15 protein-coding genes are annotated in these 18644 nt (G+C 41.9%); 4 read left to right on the top strand and 11 right to left on the bottom strand.

The annotated features are described in order from the left end of the window. Positions 1–514: 514 nt before the first annotated feature. The 4 genes from IGK61_RS03960 to IGK61_RS03945 form a co-directional block, all read right to left on the bottom strand. Positions 515–715 carry a cold-shock protein gene (locus IGK61_RS03960; protein ID WP_005225331.1) on the bottom strand — a complete coding sequence of 67 codons (201 nt, stop codon included), beginning with the start codon at positions 713–715 and terminating at the stop codon, positions 515–517. 248 nt (positions 716–963) lie between these two features. Beyond that, positions 964–2424 (bottom strand): glycoside hydrolase family 1 protein, encoded by a 1461-nt coding sequence (locus IGK61_RS03955; protein WP_074536531.1) that lies wholly within the window; start codon positions 2422–2424, stop codon positions 964–966. Position 2425: 1 nt separating this feature from the next. Continuing rightward, the gene (locus IGK61_RS03950) at positions 2426–3868 is read right to left on the bottom strand and encodes a glycoside hydrolase family 1 protein (RefSeq protein WP_016610579.1); all 1443 of its coding nucleotides are present in this window, start codon (positions 3866–3868) and stop codon (positions 2426–2428) included. Beyond that, positions 3865–5736 (bottom strand): beta-glucoside-specific PTS transporter subunit IIABC, encoded by a 1872-nt coding sequence (locus IGK61_RS03945; RefSeq protein WP_005225328.1) that lies wholly within the window; start codon positions 5734–5736, stop codon positions 3865–3867. The genes IGK61_RS03950 and IGK61_RS03945 overlap by 4 nt, the downstream gene beginning before the upstream one ends. Before the next feature lie 107 nt (positions 5737–5843). Between IGK61_RS03945 and IGK61_RS03940 the strand changes: the two genes are divergently transcribed. Beyond that, positions 5844–6653 (top strand): MurR/RpiR family transcriptional regulator, encoded by an 810-nt coding sequence (locus IGK61_RS03940; protein ID WP_015509153.1) that lies wholly within the window; start codon positions 5844–5846, stop codon positions 6651–6653. 245 nt (positions 6654–6898) lie between these two features. Beyond that, positions 6899–7483, top strand: a complete 585-nt coding sequence (locus tag IGK61_RS03935) for a polymer-forming cytoskeletal protein (RefSeq protein WP_010747631.1) — start codon at positions 6899–6901, stop codon at positions 7481–7483. Positions 7484–7676: 193 nt separating this feature from the next. Here IGK61_RS03935 and IGK61_RS03930 read toward each other — a convergent pair whose 3' ends face one another. From IGK61_RS03930 to IGK61_RS03915, 4 genes are all read right to left on the bottom strand, one after another. Next, the gene (locus tag IGK61_RS03930; protein WP_016610573.1) at positions 7677–9341 is read right to left on the bottom strand and encodes a peptide ABC transporter substrate-binding protein; all 1665 of its coding nucleotides are present in this window, start codon (positions 9339–9341) and stop codon (positions 7677–7679) included. A 228-nt stretch (positions 9342–9569) separates the two neighbouring features. Continuing rightward, complete coding sequence (locus IGK61_RS03925) at positions 9570–10517, bottom strand: hypothetical protein (protein WP_060792887.1); 948 nt, start codon at positions 10515–10517, stop codon at positions 9570–9572. A gap of 108 nt (positions 10518–10625) precedes the next feature. Beyond that, a complete protein-coding gene (locus IGK61_RS03920) occupies positions 10626–11465 on the bottom strand; it encodes a Cof-type HAD-IIB family hydrolase (RefSeq protein WP_074536560.1) in 840 nt (279 codons plus the stop codon). Between the two features lie 156 nt (positions 11466–11621). Next, positions 11622–12245 (bottom strand): GNAT family N-acetyltransferase, encoded by a 624-nt coding sequence (locus tag IGK61_RS03915; RefSeq protein ID WP_074536533.1) that lies wholly within the window; start codon positions 12243–12245, stop codon positions 11622–11624. A gap of 73 nt (positions 12246–12318) precedes the next feature. Here IGK61_RS03915 and IGK61_RS03910 point away from each other — a divergent pair, with 73 nt between their 5' ends. Beyond that, positions 12319–13107, top strand: a complete 789-nt coding sequence (locus tag IGK61_RS03910; RefSeq protein WP_074536534.1) for a MerR family transcriptional regulator — start codon at positions 12319–12321, stop codon at positions 13105–13107. An 87-nt stretch (positions 13108–13194) separates the two neighbouring features. On the opposite strand, the gene IGK61_RS03905 is transcribed toward IGK61_RS03910, so the two are convergent. After that, entirely contained in the window at positions 13195–14967 is a 1773-nt protein-coding gene (locus IGK61_RS03905) for an oleate hydratase (protein ID WP_074536535.1), read from the bottom strand. A 244-nt stretch (positions 14968–15211) separates the two neighbouring features. Beyond that, positions 15212–16855 carry a C40 family peptidase gene (locus IGK61_RS03900; RefSeq protein WP_074536536.1) on the bottom strand — a complete coding sequence of 548 codons (1644 nt, stop codon included), beginning with the start codon at positions 16853–16855 and terminating at the stop codon, positions 15212–15214. 612 nt (positions 16856–17467) lie between these two features. On the opposite strand from IGK61_RS03900, the gene IGK61_RS03895 reads away from it, so the two are divergent. Next, positions 17468–17608, top strand: a complete 141-nt coding sequence (locus IGK61_RS03895; protein WP_005237363.1) for a hypothetical protein — start codon at positions 17468–17470, stop codon at positions 17606–17608. A 74-nt stretch (positions 17609–17682) separates the two neighbouring features. On the opposite strand, the gene IGK61_RS03890 is transcribed toward IGK61_RS03895, so the two are convergent. Continuing rightward, entirely contained in the window at positions 17683–18561 is an 879-nt protein-coding gene (locus tag IGK61_RS03890; protein ID WP_074536537.1) for a DMT family transporter, read from the bottom strand. Positions 18562–18644 lie beyond the last annotated feature (83 nt).

Raw genomic sequence — 18644 nt, 5'->3', positions numbered from 1 at the left:
TCTACTTTTACAATTCATTCAAGACAATATCGATGAAACGAATAAGAATTATCGACCTTTCACATCGATTACTCTTGTATAAGTACGGGGGACCATACATTGAATCGTGGCATTTTCCACTGTACCTGTTTCTTTATTCTATTCAAATGAGACATGCCATTTGAATCACTAGCGATCATTGATTTTATTGGTAGCGATGCTACTAAACCTGTTCAATCACTTTTTCATTTATTGTGAAAAGCATTTATTTATTGAATACGGTATATAGCCTCTCTTTCTGTTTTCCTCTTTTTATACGCTTATCATCGAATGAGAAATCATGGATAAGTAAAACGCAACGCTTAGGGTTAGTTGACTATCGAAAACAAAGATGTACTATTTACCATGTCAGGCCCTCAAAGCCTGCAACTATTCTCTTGTAACAGATCCTGGAAACCTTATAAATTTCAATATTTACATAAAATAAAACAAAAAAAAAGCGAGAACCCAATGGATTCTCGCTTGTTAACGTCAATTAACCTTTAACGATGTTTGTTGCTTGTAAGCCACGTTGGCCTTCTTCAACGTCGAAAGTCACTGCTTGACCTTCTTCTAAAGTTTTGAAGCCGTCGCCTTGGATAGCTGAGAAGTGAGCAAATACATCATTGCCGTCTTCACCTGTAATAAATCCAAAACCTTTATCTGCATTAAACCATTTTACTGTACCGTTATTCATAAACGTATACCTCCATATTACACATCGACTGTGTTTATTTGTTTGTAATAGAAAATGATGTGTAATTGAAGTGTGTATCAATAGAAAAGATAAACAAGTATTAACATATCAGAACTTTACCTATTCATCATAGCATGGTTAAAATAAAATAGCAAATAAAGTTGGCTTTTTTTCTTGATAAAAAAGCTAAATTGTTAAGAAACCTTATGATTAAGCCTAGCAATTGCTTTATCTGGAAGAATCAAAAATCAAAGAGTTGCGCCGTTTGAAGCAATTACTTTTTTGTACCAATCAAATGACGCTTTCTTGATGCGTTTCTTTGTGCCATTGCCTTCATCGTCTTGGTCAACATAGATAAAGCCATAACGTTTCGACATTTGTGAGGTTGAGGCACTAATGATATCGATACAGCCCCATGCCGTATAGCCAAAGACCTCGACGCCATCATGCAACGCTTCATTGATTTGTTCAATATGCTGACGCAGATAGTCGATTCGATAAAAATCATCGATGGTGCCATCTTCGTTTACGACATCTTCTGCTCCCAAACCGTTTTCGGCAATAAACAAAGGTTTTTGGTAGCGGTCATAGAGTTGATTCAATGCTGTTCGCAACCCTTTGGGATCGATCTGCCAGCCCCATTTACTGCTTGGCAAATAGGGATTTTTAATCCCACCAGTGATCAGATTCCCAACAGCACTTTCCAAGCGTTCTGGATGTGCGCTGACTGCGCTGGACATATAGTAACTAAAGGAAACAAAATCAACCGGGTTTTCTCGGATGACTTCTAAGTCTCCTGGTTCGATCACCAATTCAACTCCTTTTTCTTCAAACATGCGGTTGGCATATGCTGGATAATAACCTCTTGCCTGCACATCACTGAAAAAGAGTGAGGTTCGTTGACTTTCAACTGTTTTTTGGACATCGTCTGGATCACAGCTGTACGGCGTTAATAATTGATAGCTGATCATGCAGCCGACCTTGGCATCGGGAATCAATCGATGGCAATAGTCAGTCACGATTGCGCTGGCGACAAATTGATGGTGCGCCCCTTGGTACTTGTCTTGTTCAATATTAGGATGACCTTCTTCAATGATCCCGACACTAACATATGGATGGTGTTTAACACAGTTGATTTCATTAAAAGTCACCCAGTATTTGACTTTCTTTTGGTATCGCTCAATCACCGTCTTGGCAAAACGGACGTAAAAGTCGATCACTTGCCGGTTTGGCCATCCTCCATACTCAGTCACTAAATACAAAGGCATCTCATAATGGGATAGTGATACCACTGGTTCGATCCCATACTTCAAACACTCATCAAAGACTGCGTCGTAAAATGCCAATCCAGCTTCGTTTGGCTCTACCTCATCCCCCTTTGGAAAGATCCGTGTCCAGGCAATTGACATCCGATAGGCTTTGAAGCCCATCTCAGCAAATAAACGAATATCTTCTTTAAAGTGATGATAAAAATCGATTCCCTGTCTTTTCGGATAGTATTTCGTGCTGTTTGGATCCTGTGCTTCTGCAACTTGCTGATGAGTCATCATATGCCATTGGTCAGTCCATCGTTCTTTCGGCATTGAGGAATCGAATAGATAGACATCAGAAACCGACAAGCCTTTTCCATCGATTCCAGAACCTCCTTCAACTTGGTTGGCAGCTGTTGCTCCTCCCCAGAGGAAATCTTTTGGAAAATAACTTTTCATTTTACTTGCCGCCTTTCAAAAATGATTCGTACGCCAACGCTTCCCCATTCGTGGCGATCACTTGCTGATAATACGCAAAACTAGCTTTTTTCTTGCGGGAAAGATCTCCGCTACCATCATTTTGCTTATCGACATAGATAAAGCCGTATCGTTTTTCCATCTCTCCTGTCCCCGCAGAAACGATATCGATCGGTCCCCACCATGTATAGCCTAGAATCGTTGCGCCATCTTTGATCGATTCCGCCATTGCTTCTACATGGTCTTTCAAATAGGCCATCCGTTCTTCATCGACGATCGATCCATCTTCATTGACAACATCCTTTAAACCAATTCCATTTTCAACGATAAATAATGGTTTTTGATAACGATCAGTCAATTCGCTGCAAACATAGCGTAATGCCAGCGGATCGATCGGCCATCCCCAAGCAGTTTCTTTTAGGTAAGGATTCTTTTTCCCTAGTAATCCGCCAGTATTGCCTAAAATTTTCATGCCTGCTTCATGCAATGAGCTGCGGTAAAAACTAAAGCCTAAATAATCGCAGGTCCCCGCTTTAATGATCGCTAGATCTTCTTCTGTAATGTCCAGCAACAGATGATTATCCTTCACGATGCGGTCGAAGTATTCCGGATATGCTCCTCGCAATTGCACATCACTATAGAACAAGGAACGACGGCGCAGTTGATACGATTCAAAAACATCTTGCGGGTTGCACGTCGCAGGGTAAATCGGGCTCAGTGACAGCATACAGCCAATCTGATTGTTTTCATCTACTGCCTTCCCATTCAGAACTGCTTTGGCACTTGCAACAAACATATTATGACTTGCTTGATAAAGTGCCTGTAATTTTTCTTCTTCAGTCTCGAAAGAAAACACATCGATACCTGCTGCGAGTAACGGGATCGTATGGGTATGGTTGATTTCATTGAAAGTCATCCAATATTTCACTTTCCCTTTGTAGCGTGCAAAAACCACTTTTGTATACCGATCAAAAAAATCGATCAGTGCACGATTTTGCCAACCACCATATTTCGTCACCAAATGCAGTGGCGTCTCAAAATGAGCTAATGTAACAACTGGTTGGATCCCTTTTTCATTCAAGGCATCAAATAAATCATCATAAAATTGTAAACCTGCTTCATTGGGTTCCGTCTCATCCCCATTCGGAAAAATGCGACTCCAAGCAATTGAGGTACGCAAACACTTCAAGCCCATTTCCGCAAACAGTTCAATGTCTTCTGGGTACCGATGATAAAAGTCGATGGCTTCATGGCTCGGATAAAAGTTATCCTCTTCAAGCTGCAGTGAAACTTGCTCAATACGTTTTTCACCAACTGGTAAAATATCTGCTACACTTAATCCTTTTCCTCCTTCCAAATAAGCTCCTTCGGCTTGATTTGCGGCGATCGCGCCGCCCCATAGGAAATTTTTTGGAAATACACTCATGAAATCGCTCCTTTTAATAAATCATTTGCTACCAAAGCGGTAACGTCTTTTTTCGCTTGATCCACAACTGTCAATGCATCTTCTTTGATCACACTGGTAAAGACCAACATGGTTGTCGGATCATATCCTTTTTCAATAATTTTTGCTAAGTCAAAGGTGCCAATTTTTTGCCCCTTCACGACTTGATCCCCTTGTTTCACCGAAATCTCAAACACGCCTTTTGCTAAATCAACCGTGTCTAAGCCGATATGAACCAACACTTCCGTCCCAGCAGCTGATTGGATTCCAAAAGCATGTCCAGTTGGAAAAACTGTCACAACCGTACCAGTAAGTGGCGCATAAATATCGCCGGCTGATGGATAAACGGCTAATCCATCCCCCATTGCTCGAGAAGAAAATACTTCATCTTTGACATCATCAAGTGTGATCGCTTCACCAGCAACTGGTGTCATCACTTGCAGCCCTGCACCTTCTTCTAAAACAGGTTCTACCGTTTCTTCAAATCCTAATACATAGGTCAAAATAGCAGTACCGAAGAACGCAAAGGCAATGCCGATCAAATAGTACACAAAGGTGTCCCCAAAGAAAGCTGGCAATGTCGTCAATGCTGGGAAAACATAGACGATGGCCTTGGTTTGCATCATTCCCATAAACGCACCAGCAAGGGCACCAACGATGGTTTGAGCAATCAACGGCTTTTTAAATTTTACCGAAAGTCCATAGACGATTGGCTCTGTAATTCCTCCAAGCAATGCTGGAAGCAAAGAAGATAGCGCCAGGCCTTTGGTTTCTTTTCTGCGAGAGCGTAAAAACACACCTAAAGCAACCCCAGCACTCGCAAATGTTGCTGCTGCGATCATCGGGCGCAGCGTATCATAGCCATATACCGCTAGGTTATTGACCATAATCGGTACAACTCCCCAATGGATCCCGATCATTACTAAGAATGTCCAACCGCCACCGATCAACAAGCCAGCCAACAGCCCGCTCTTGTCGCTGATAAAGTTCATGGCATTGCCTAAACCGTCCCCAAGCATTACACCGACCGGTCCAATGATCAAAACGGTCAAAGGCACCATGATCAAAAGAGCTACTAGTGATAGAGCAAAAATCTCGATACTCTTAGGAATGATCCGTTTGAGTAGTCGTTCCAAGTGCGAGTAGATATAGATCGAAACGATCGCTGGAATCACGGTACCCGAATACCCCATCAACACAGCTGGGATGCCAAAGAAATCGACCGTCACACCGTTTTCCGTCACCATTGCTGTAAAATTCGGCTCCAGCAACGCGCCAACGATTGCTAAAGCAATAAACATATTGACTTTGAAAATCCGCGCTGCACTGATCGCTAAAAATAAAGGCAAGAAATAAAAGACACTATTGCCAGCAGCAGCTAATATTTTATAGGTGCTTCCTTCCGCATCCATCAAATGATAGGTTGTAAAAACAACTAGCAAAGCTTTCAACATCCCTGCCCCTGCAAGAGCAACAATGATTGGATTAAAGATCGCAGACAATACATTGAAGAATCGGATAAATACATTGCCTTGTTTTTCTGTTGATTCTTCGGCATCCCCATCACTTTCCAAAGCATTTTGGATCGAATACTTACTCATGATCGTTTGAAAAACATCCGCTACATGATTACCGATCACGACTTGAAACTGGCCATTTCCTTCAATGACAGACAATACCCCATCAAGCTGCTGAATCTTATCCTTATTTTTTCGTGCCAACTCGACATCTTTCAACTTAAAACGCAATCTAGTGATGCAATGATACAGGCTAACGATATTTTGTTCCCCACCGACCTGTGCTATAATTTCACTAGCAAGTTTTGAATAATCTTTTGCCAAATGACTCACTCCCGTGTTTGATTTATAAAGCGCTTTATGGCGTTACTATAGCAGATTTTTTTCTCTCACCTGCGAAAGTTCGCAATTTGGAAACTGCTTACAAGAAAGGAAAGAAAATGGGCCTCTTAATCATTCGTTTATTGAATCTTTTAAATAATGCACCCACTGATTCCACCAACTACTATATCGGTTTGACCATGATCAACCATTATGATCAGATCCAAACTCTAAGCATTGGTGAATTCGCTGCTCTTTGCCATGTGTCAAAGTCAACCGTTTCAAAATTCGCTCGCACCTTGGGCTTTGATGATTATGGCGATCTAAAAGACAACGCTGCCTTTATCGAAAACCGCTTCAACAATCCCCTGAATTATCGTTCGAATATTTTGTCTGCCTTAGAGCAAGAGGGCGTAGACTCCTATTTTGACGCAGTTGTACAAGACATCGATTATCTGCGTCATCATCTTGATCTGCCAGCCATCGAACGGGTCGCAAAAGCCATTGTGACGCATAAAAATGTCTTTGCTTTTGGAATTTTATTCTCAGAATCGGCTGCTATTGATTTCCAGATCAAACTAGCATACAACGGCAAGTTCATTCGGACCTTCCAAGACGATCTTGTACAGGAAGAAATCATCAAGACCGCTGATGAAGAATCGCTGTTTATCATTTTTACCAACTCCGGTGACTACCTAACGAAACAGCAAATTCGAAATGGAACACCACGGAAAGATTTCTTCGATCGAACCAAAGCCAAAGTCATCGTGATCACCGCTAATCCACAGATCTCGGAACTGCCCTTTGTCCAAGAAGCAATCATCTTCCCTCACCAAACCCATTTTCAAACCCATGCTTTTATGTATCAGTTCATCATGGATTTGATCGTATCGAAGTTCAAGCAGTTGACGGATCGAAAGCGCATGTAGTAATGACCCTCCATTATAGAAGAAGGGCATTTCTTCCATAATGGAGGGTTCTTTGTGAATAAGATGTCTCATTCATTCGTAAGCGTCACTCATTTATTCCTAGTTTCTTTGAAATTTTTTTAATCCTAAGCTGCTATTTATTAAAATTCTCCTCATTTATGTTTTTTGTTTCACAAACTTCACCTCGGTATGGTATAATCATTTTGTTTTTAAGAAAACTATGGGAATACAAAGGAGAAGGAAACATGAAAAAAACTAAAATCACTTTAATCGCTGCATCATTGCTTATGGGAGGCACTCTTTTAGCTGCATGTAGTTCAGATAACGATACAGCTGCAAGCTCATCATCATCAACAGCAGCTTCAACTGCTGCATCAACTGAATCATCAGATGACGTTGTTTCAACTGCTTCTATCAGTGACCAAACTTCAGTGATCGAAAAAGCATTGAGCGCAGATGGTAACTGGATCGTTGCTGTAACTGGCGACATGACATTTGATAACGATGTAACCGTTGATGGCGAATTCCACGACAAAGGTGACGACTCTGCTGATATCTACCGTAAATTTGCATTGTACTCACAAGATGAAGACCGCAACGTAACAGCTGAATACACAGTAACTGTTCCTAAATTGATCGTTAACTCAGAAAACTTCAACATCGTTCACGGTGTAATCAAAGGTGACGTTGAAGTGAATGCTAACGGCTTTGTATTGAACGGTGCAAAAGTTGAAGGTAACGTAACATTCACTTCAAAAGAATTCCAAGATTCAGCAACACTTGACGAAGATGGCGCTTCTGTAACAGGTGACGTAACAGTTAGCGAATAATCTTTCACTGGATTTCTGTGAAATAGATGAACAAAAAACGAGGTTGGCAAGTCGATCGTTGATCCCTTGCCAACTTTTTTTGTTTTTTTATAAACAATTGCATCCGCTCTCATTACTAACATTGTGTAAGTAAGAACAAAGCCCAAGAAAAAAACTGGCTTGCTTACGCAAAACCAGTTTCTTCTTTAGGCGCTTATTCTTCAATAACTGCCCACTTGTAGTCATATTGCGCACCAGCACCGTGTGATACGACCCCTTTTACTTTTGGTGCGCGTAAATGAGCTTCAACATTTTGGTACACAGGGATGACCCCTTGTTGATCCATAATGATTTTCTCTGCATCTAACAAATCTTGCCAGCGAGCATCTGGATTGCCAGCGTTTGTCGTGGCAGACGATTTCACTGCTGCATCGTACTCCTCACTTGTCCAACGACCGCGGTTGTAGGAATTGTCGGTAACAAACAAATCAGTAAAGCTACTAGCATCCGCATAGTCAGCTCCCCAACCACCCATGACGACATCAAAGTCACCTGAGTTTGAACGATCTAAACGAACGGAGAAAGGAACAGGACTTAGGCTAACTTTCACCCCATCCAGCGTGTCTTGAATCGCACTTTGAATATACTCAATGGCTTTTTTGGTTGAATCTGTATCAGAAGCCAAAATTTCAAAGCTCAAGGAATCGATTCCCAACGCCTCTTTGGCTTTTTCCCAATGTTCTTTGGCCTTTTCTTGATCGTATTCAATGACACTTTCCGCTTCATCGACAAAATCAGTATTATCAGTTGGGTTAAAGGTCATTCCTTTTGGTATCAATCCTGTGGAAGCCAATGAACCGTCCCCTAAAATCGATGTCACTAATGCATCACGATCGATGGCATAAGAGATTGCTTTACGCAGATCCTCATTGCGGAATGGCGAATCTTCTTCTCGCTGATTCAACTCGATATAGGAAGTACGGGCTAATGGTTCTGAAACAAACGCTTCATCATTGGCCATCTGCTGCGCCAATTCTCCTGTTAAGATGACGTCGTCTGCTTGCCCATCTTGGAATAGATTCAAGGAGGTCGATGATTCTTTTACGACACTAACATTGATGGTATCAAGTTTCACCGTCTCTTTGTCCCAATATTGGTCGTTCTTTTCATATGACCATTCTGTATCGGTTCCTGGCCCATCAAAGCCAGCCAACACAAAGGGTCCATTGTAAACGGCATTGTCGCTTGTTGAAGCATATTGATCGCCGTTGTCTTCTACGACTGCTTGGCTTTGTGGGAAGAAGGATGGAAATGCCAATAAGTATTGGAAGTATGGCGTAGGTGTCGTCAGCGTGATTTCTAATTCATAGTCACTGACTGCTTTGATCCCTAATTCTGAGGCATCTTTTTCACCTGCTGTTATCGCTTCGGCATTGGTTACGGGCGCAAATAAGTACGCATACTCAGAACCTGTTTCCGCACTTACGGTGCGTTGCCAACCAAACACATAATCCGCTGCCGTTACTGGTTCTCCATTTGACCATTTGGCATCTTCTCGTAGTTTCAATTTATAGGTCAGACCATCTTCACTGACTTCCGCTAATTCGGCGGCACCTGCTGGTTCGGGCTTACTATCAGCATCTAAGCGGTACAACCCTTCATACACATTATTTAAAGCACTGAAACTGATCGTATCGGTGGCTAAGGATAGATCGGCACTCGGCATTTCTTGTTGAACCACAACATTAAAAATTTGTTCGGCAGCTGCTGTCCCACTACCACTTGAACTTTCACCTGTACTTGATGTCCCTCCTGTTGAGCAACCTGCTAATACGATTCCACAAACAGCGACGACACCATATCCCCATTTTTTCTTCATCTTACCTACCCCTTATGAAAATCCAAAATTTTCAGAATTATTACAAAACTCTGAATATAAATAAGATTTTAATAAATATTAATTATAAAAGCAAGCTATTTTTCTCATTTTATTATTATTTATTTTTTATGTTAACACTGCATGTTATTATTTATGACACAAAAACAAAAAACACAAAGCGAAAAAGATCTCGCTTTGTGTTTTTTTATCTTTGGATAGAAACGTGGATTACTCCATTTTATAGCTTTGACGCGTCACTTTCCCCTCTCGTACCGTAGCGATAATAGTTGGCACAGCCCCAATCGCCGTAAAGAGATAGACCAGACCTAAGTTCCCGTAATATTGACTCGCTTCCAAATATCCTTCACGAATCAAATCAGGTAAAATACGGAAGGCATAGAAGACATCAACGTCCGTGTAATAATTTGCTACACTGATCGACCAGTCGATACGATTCCCGACATAGACCATGATGATCATGACGATAATACTACTAATAATACCTTTTGTGCTGAGTTTTCCACCTAATAATTCATACCCTTTGATGGCACAGATCGCCATCGCGATCCCAGACAATGCAGCAACATACCCCAGTTGTCCTAATAAAATAATTGCGCCGGCACCAATCAGTGAGCCAAGAAACGCACCCACGGTTCCAGCTAACCAATTTTCTTTTTTCTGCCCTTTTTCCCGTTCTTGCGCAAGGACTGCTTCTTGTTGTTTCTTAAAGCAAGCTTCACAGGCAATGACGGGAGCGCCGCCAATAGCATACAGCGAAACCGGCTCAGTGACCGCGCCGCAGAAGGTACAAGCATTTTGGAAGCCTTTCGTCTTCAAAAAATTCGTCAACTGGTCCAACGCAGTACGTAACTTGTCCACGGTTTTCCCTGCAGTCATCGCTCCGCGTAAAGTATAGGCAACTTGATATCCTTGGATCACACAGTCGATGATCTCTTTTGACTCACTTAAAACTTCTTTGACTTCTTCTTGGTTGGGAAGTTCGCCATCTTTGCTAAGTGAAAAATGAGCCACTAGAGAATAACTATTGTTATTCTCTTGAACTAAAAAAAGTTTATAACTATGATACGTTCCATAAATCACCCCAGTGGAAGTATCAACGGAGAGCCCCAACGGCTCGGCAAATTTGGTCAATGTCTTCTCGATCTTCTTATTCATTTTTCTCCTTCTTTCCAACAAACACTTACCTTTTTAGGTATAGCTAAAAGTTTAAGGAGAGTAGAAATGAAAGTCAATCAATTTGTTCAAAAAACCTAGTTTTTTTATCTATTCTGTGACAAATCGCCGCAACGCATCAGCAACCCCATGGTCTGTATTGCTAGTCGTCACAAAATCAGCTTTTGCTTTGACCAATTCGGGCGCATTCTCCATCGCAACACCAATACCAGCTGAAGCAATCATTGGCAGGTCGTTAAAATTATCGCCAATCGCTAAGGTTTGCGACAGCGGCACTTGAAAATAGGCCGCCAATTCATTTAGCGCCTTATCTTTTCCCACAGCTTGATGAGTGACTTCCAAATAATTCTCTTTGGATAAGTAAAAGGCGCTTTCTAAAAATCCAGCGTTCTGGCAGGCAGCATGAAGCGCTTGGATTTCTGCCGTTGTGCCGATCAAAAGAAACTTATGAACCTCAAAAGCTTCTTGTGCCAACAGTTGTTCTAATGAAGTTTCTACAGGAGTCTCTTTGGTGATCGCCGCTTCTGCTCGTGCCCATTGGTCCACTCTTTCGCAATACCACTGATCACCAGAGTAGACATTGATGGAAACACCAGGAAAATCAGCTTTGATGCGCGCAACCAAAGTTTTTGCTTCTGCTTTTTTGACCTCATGACTGAAAATCGGTACCAGTGTGCCCTTTTGATCGTACCCTCCAATCAGGGCACCGTTGTAACAAGCCAAGGGCCAGTCTTCTATCCCTAATTCTTGAGCTATCGGTAGCATTCCTTTCGGGGAGCGAGCGGAAGCCAAAACAAAAGGAATCGCTTGCTGCTTCAATCGTTTGATTTCTTCAATCAAATCCAGATCGATTTGATGCTTATGATCCAAGATCGTCCCATCAATATCACTTAAAATAAACCCTATCTGCTTTTTTTCCAAATAAACCATCCTTTCCCATTCCCCATCCTTTTTACGAAAGCGGATTGAGCCATCGCTTTCGACCAAAATAAGCGCCGTTTCCATAAAACGAAAACAACTTCCTTGACCTTCTTTGCTTCCAGTTTACCATACTAGCCAATGAAAAAAGAGTGCATCGCTGCACTCTTAGGAAGTATAGATATAAAACTCGATTTCCTTCTTAATCGGTTTTTTGATCCATCGTTTCACAGCAGCTGCCCGCTTCAAGCCCATATGCTCATAAAAACCGAAATTACAGGTGGTATCGGTATAAAGGAAAAACGGAGCCGTTTTTTCCTGCTGGACCATCGCTAAAAAGGAAGTGAAGAGCTGCTTGCCTACACCCAATCCTTGTGTTTTGGGACTAACGGCAAACAAACCCACTTCGGTCTGAAAAGGAGTTTGTAAATCTTTCAACATCGCTTGATTTAACTCAGCCACCTCCTTGGCATAATGCAGCAGCGTGTTTCTCCCTTCTTTCGTAAGCAGTAAGCAGCCAGCATGCCAAATCGTTTTCCCACAATAGCGCGCTGGATGAAGCTTCTTCCCGCTTTTACTGTCTGCTAACAAGATGCCGACAGCTTCACCATTTAAAAGAGCCACCCGCGAATAGGTCGCACGAGCAAGTTCATAACACAAAAAGACATGAGCAAAGTGTTTGGCGGTCTTCTTGTCAAATTGCTTGTCGTAGTTCCAGCTATCAATAATTACTTGCACAAGCGCAGGCAGATCTTCTCGTTTAAATGGTCGATATGTTACTTGTTTATTCATTCTATCTTCCTCCCAGTAGTTGACTATCTTTAATATAAAGTTTACAGTAACTGTAAAGTCAAGGAGGAGCCCCATGAAAACCAAATTAAAAGTATCGGAAATGGCACGCTTAGCGCGGATCAATCCTCGGACACTCCACTATTATGACGAGATTGGGCTATTTCAACCAAACAGTAAAGACGAGAACGGGTATCGGTATTATTCCCTTGATCAACTTTTGGATCTCGGATTGATCCTGTCATTGAAAGAATTATCGATGCCCTTAAAAGAGATCCAAACAGCGCTGCAGGGGGATGCCGAGACCATGAGAAACTTATTGGAAGCCAAGCGGCAAACCATCGATGAAAAAATTCAGCAGTTGACCAACATCAAAAAAATCATCGAACGAAAAGCGGCGGATTTGCGCCTGGCTGCAGAAAAAACTTCCCCCTTCACCTTGAAGGAACAGCCAGAGGAATATTTCTCCCTCAGTCCTAGATTAAACGGCAGCTCCATCCCAGAGATGATCACCCAAGCCTACGATCTTTTGATGGCACAGCCTTATCTTTTCTCGAATAACGAGTACGGTTTTATGATTCGGACGAACAAAGACAATACGCAGGACATCGACTACGTTTATGTGCGGCAAGAAGAACCACAACGAGCTTCCTTTGTGAAACCGGCAGGTTGCTATTTAACCACCATTTATCAGGGGGATGACGAAGGATTGAAGCAGTTCTATCAAAAACTCAAGCAGCTGATTGCAGCGCACCAATGGCAAATCGATGACTACTTCTATGAACGATCGATTCACGAAACGACCCTTAGCAACGAGCAAGCTTATTTGACAGAGATCCAAGTTCGGATTTTATCTGAGGAATAAGGATTCCTTCAAACAGCGTTGGACACATAAATAAAAGACGCAACGACAACGAGCAGTTTCTATCGCCTCGTTGTCGTTGCGTTTGATTTAAATCAAATGGTTTTCTTTCAACAGATCGCCAATGTAGGTATGTTCGGTTTTCTTAACGAAGCCTTCCAATAGTTTCCGTTCGATAAATGGCAGCTCCATTTCCGTAATTTTTTTCTTATCGGTCAGATAATAGACAGCTTTGGCCAAAGTACGTAGATCATAAGCGGAAGCAAACACTTCTGGTACCCCACGTTCCACAGCTAATAGCTGATAAACAGCCTCCATTGCAGTCCGAACGGAATATTCTGTTGTAAAAACAGTGTCTCGTTCAGTCTCTGCGAAATTACCGATAAAAGCTAAGTTTTTGGAGCCATTTGGAATAACCAATGGCCGATCCCCTGGTTCACGCAGCATGAAGTAAGAAGTGATAAACGGCATGTAGACTGGAACTGCCACACTTGATTCTTTTGAAATGCGTTGGATTTCTGCTTCTGGCACGCCTAAATGGTAAAGCAGTTCTTGCACGATTTCTTGTCCAGAACATTGTTCAATTGGTTTTTTGATGTAGTTTCCTGGTGTATTTGACAACAAGCCATACACCCATGTGATCGTTTGTTGGTCTTTTTGTTCTTTAAAGTGCGGTTGGCGATGGGTCGCAAAGCTCATCATCCAATTGGAATCTTTGATGGTGATGATCCCGCCAGTGACGATTCTGCCTGTTCGTAACTTGCGATGGGTCAATTTTTCTAAATAAGGTTCCACATCAAAATTCTGCCAAGTCACGGTTGCCGAAACAAACCAGCTTTCTTCAGGTAAGTTTTCATAAAAGACTTCTGGATGACCAAACTCAGGCGATTGCGCCGCCAAGTTTTTCCATAAACGCCAACTGCCACCAGGTGCTTTTGAGATAGGCGCTGGAGTATAATGGTCCCCTTGCGTGGAACTTTCAGTGATCGATCCGTTGGTAACAAAGACCAAGTCATCTTCTGATAAAGGAATTTCTTCGATTGCCCCCGCTTTTTCTAGCACAAGTTTTTGAGCAACTTTTTCCTCGCCCACGATCCGAACATCAATATTGCTGACGGTGCATTCATATTGGAAGTCAACTCCTTGTTCTTCCAAATAAGCAAGTAGTGGTTTGACCAATGACTCATATTGGTTGTAACGGGTAAATTTTAACGCAGTAAAATCAGGCAAGCCATCGATATGGTGCACAAAACGCAACACATAGCGGCGCATTTCAATCGCCGAATGCCATTTTTCAAAGGCGAACATCGTACACCAGTATAGCCAAAAATTGGATTCAAAGAATTCATCGCCAAAAACATCTTCGATTTTTTTCCCGATCAATTGATCTTCTGAAGTCATAAATAATTGGGTTAATTCTTTTTGTGCTGTCGCAGACAAGGTAAATTCTCCATCATCTGCTGCTCGTTGGCCGCGATTGTGAATGATCCGACAGTTAGACGAATTTGGATCATCGTGGTCCAACCAGTAAAACTCATCTAACACCGAAGCATCTTCCACCTCCAAAGATGGAATCGAGCGAAATAGATCCCACAGACATTCAAAATGATTTTCCATTTCTCGACCGCCGCGGGTCACAAATCCATCATGGGGAATGAATTTTCCGTCCAATGAACCGCCTGATAAAGAAAGTTCTTCAAGGACGTGGATTTTCTCACCCGCCATATGGCCGTCACGGATCAAGAAGACTGCCGCAGCAAGTCCTGCTAATCCCCCACCAACAATATAGGCTTCTTTCTTTTCGACATCTTTCGGTTTTCTGCTTCTTGCAAAAGCTTCGTAATTTCCGTTCGTATATCTCATGTAGATCCCTCCTAATATTGGTACGTTTTTATGGTATCAGTAACTATTTTTTTTGACAAAAATTTGTACTAGTAAAAACAAGTGATTTTGACAAATCGGCCTTTTTGTCAAAAAAACAGGGCAAAGCCCCACCTTTTAAAAAGATCTGCGCCCAACCCAAAAAGCGCCCCTAAGAAAACTGATGGCAGCTTTCTTAGGGGCGTTTCTAACAAAGGACAAACCCTTTGCCTTTTCAATAAAATATTTATTTCACGCGTAGAGCGAAGCTAGCAGTCGAAAAGCCTGATTGTGCTTCGGTGACTGTATAACCCGTGCTTGGCGCATGGATATAGCTTGTATTACTGGTAGCGATCGCTACGTGGTAGGTATTCCCTTTTTGACCCCAGAACAGCAAGTCGCCAGCTTGTGCTTGCGAGACAGGAATGATCGTCCCTGCGCTTTCTTGTGGGACTGTCCAATCACCGATGTTTTTGCCCGTCACTTTTAAGAAGACGTAGCGTGTAAACCCAGAACAGTCGAAGACATCTGGTCCTTTGCCTCCCCATTGATAAGGAGTGCCGATATGTTTTCTAGCTTCTGCAACGATCGCTGCTCCGTTCACGCTCATTGGAACATTGGTATTGCCTGCGTTGTTATTGTTGCCAGGAGTCGTCGCACTGACTTCTTTGACATATGCTGCAGATACCCAGCCACCAGTTGATAACTTATACCAAGTGGTATTGCCATTGACTGACGCGCCTTGTTTTTGAGCCACTGCTTTGAAGGTCGCATTACTGCCCAAACTGCTGACCACACTTGCAGAAGTCGATGCATTTGAGCGCACATTCATCCCAGTGGTTGTTTGGAACGTCTTATTGATGGCTTGCTCACTCGCATTGCTTGAGCCGTTTGATGAACCAGTGTTGCTTGAACCTGTGTTTGAATTATTGTTATTACTTGTATTTCCAGAACTAGACGTGACGTCACGCACATATGCCGCTGTGATCCAGCCACCAGTCGATACTTTGTACCATACATTGGTGCCGCCAACGGATGTGCCATTTTTCTGGGCAACGACCTTCACCGTCGTGCTGCTGCTTAGGCTGCCAACGACACTGCCGCTTGTTGAGGCACTCGAACGAACATTCAATGCCGCTGTTGTTTTCACGTTCTTGCTGATAGCCGTCTCTGCAGAAACACTTGTGTTGCCGCCAGAAGAACTATTGCCTGTCGAGCTACTGGAAACATCTTTGACATAGGCTGCCGTGATCCAACCGCCTGTGGACAATTTGTACCAAGTGGTCGTGCCATTCACCGATGTTCCACTCTTTTGTGCAACGACTTGTACTGTCGCATTACTGCTCAAACCGCGTACGACACTAGAACTGGTCGTTGCATTTGAACGGACGTTCAATGCAGTAGTCGTTTTCACTGATTTCGAAATCGTTTTTTCCGATGAAGAAGACGACGAATTGGACGAGCCTGTATTGGCAGAAGAAGAGCCTGAGGTGCTTTTCACATAAGCCCCTGAGATCCATCCGCCTGTTGATAGCTTATACCATGTTGTATTGCCATTCACTGAGGTACCGTTCTTTTGAGCCACCGCAGTGATTGTTGTATTTGCTCCTACACCACTTACGATAGAGGCACTCGTTGAAGCATTTGAACGAACATTCAGTGAAGCTGTTGTTTTAAATTGTCGATTGATCGCCGTTTCAGCTGACGATCTGGCAAGAGTAGCAGTTGTGTTGGTTGATGACGAAGCGTTCGTCGTTTCGGTCGCATGAGCAAGAGACGTAAAGACACCTGAAGTCGATGCTAACGCTGCTGTGATACCCAATCCTTTTTGTACGAAAAGGGACCGTTTTTGTTTCACTAAACGCTTACGTTTGATTTTCCGAGATTCCAATAAAACACCCCCTGTACCCCATTTTAACAAAAATTAATATTTTTTGATATTGTTTTCGTTTTGTATTTTTTTAATTTACGTTTAATAAAACGTGTCATTTATTTTCCTGCGTTATTCTTTTTGATCACTTTCTCTTTGGTGTTGCTCAATGGCACTCTATTTACAAAGATTTCTATAAACTACAGAAAAACACTATTTCATTCAACGTTATTTTAATTCGCGAATAAAAACAGGATTTTTTTTGCAAACAAACCCACTTTTTGAAAAACAAGACTGTTATTTGAATAACATTTCTTTCCTGATCCCCTTTTTCAAAAATCGATACTAAAACCACCCATTTATCATTCCTTTTTTACACGAGGGATTCTGTGAAAAAATTGTTTCAAAAAGAACGCTGCTTTCACCTGTGTGATCGACGCTTAGATGAAATCCTGTTACATCGCTTCCAACCGGATGCGAATTTCTTGATAGAGAAGTCCCTCATCTCTGCCAAAAGAAATATTTTCACAATGTATTTTACAAGAAAGATTATAACACCAAGGAGAAAACCAAGAATTTGCATAAGTTTGTGAAATCATGCTATACTTAAAAAAAAGGAAGAGGTGACCGAGTATGAAAACAAAAACGAAAGAAAAAGTGTATGCTGAACGACAACATAACTATAAAACGAAAAAAGAAGAGATTTTCAAAAAAGCCCTAGATTCCGTACCGACCACAGACAAGAAAAAAGAAGAACAGAAAAAGAAAGCGTAGACTCCTGCGTTTTCTTTTTCTGGTGATTTATAAAAAAGACGAGACTTCACCGATTTTGGCGAATCTCGTCTTTTTCACAATTTTTTTTGTAAACACATGATGCTCCCTATAACTGCCATAAATCCTACTAGCTCCACCACTGTGAAGTGATCATGAAAAACAATGATCGATAAGAAAGCAGCCAGCAGTGGCTCAACTGCTGTTAAAACTGTTGCAAGTGTTGAGGATAAATAGCGTAAACTTGTTAAAAAAATCAAGTACGCTAGTGCTGTTCCAAATAAAATGACCACCAGCAAATAAAGAATTACTTGAACGTTCAGTTGACTATCGATCTGCCACATTGGATGAACCACATTCCCCAAGCCTCCACCAATCAACATCCCCCAGCCGACAATTGGTAAACTCCCATATTTTTGCAAGAGTTTACGCGGCTGTATAGAATAAAAAGCTAGTGATATCGCTGATGCTAACCCCCAGCCTAGTGCAGATTGGGAAGTCGCTAATTGCTCAATCTGTCCTTTTGAGGTCACAGCCGTCACACCAAGTAAGGTTACCAATAACCAGAAACATGTCTTTAAAGAGGGGAGCTGCCTTTTGGCTATCGCGGCATAGAGTAAAACAAAGAAAGGTCCTGTATATTGAATAATCGTTGCAAACGAAGCATTGCTTTGCTCAATCGTTTTAAAGTAGGTAAATTGAACGAGAAACATGCCTAAGAAAGAAAACAAGAGCAGCTGAATGAAGTCCTTTTTCTCCCGAAATGGGGAAATCAATCGAGCGCGATCCTTTAACCCAATGCTTAGCAACAAACACCCTGAAAGAACCAATCGTGTTGAAACGAGCCAATTTGCTGAAATACTATATTTCGTAAATAAAATTTGTCCAGCGATGCCAGAAACTGCCCACAAAGCTGCTGCTGAACAAGCATAAACAATCCCAACTGTTTTTTTCATAAAAACACCTTTTGTCTTTCACTTTACTTTGTTAGTATTATACCGAATCAGATAGTGAACTTTTGTCAATATCCTGATTGTTT

Source organism: Enterococcus sp. AZ063, from assembly GCF_051715045.1.
GTDB lineage: Bacteria > Bacillota > Bacilli > Lactobacillales > Enterococcaceae > Enterococcus_D > Enterococcus_D casseliflavus.
This window is presented reverse-complemented; position numbering and strand designations above follow the sequence as displayed.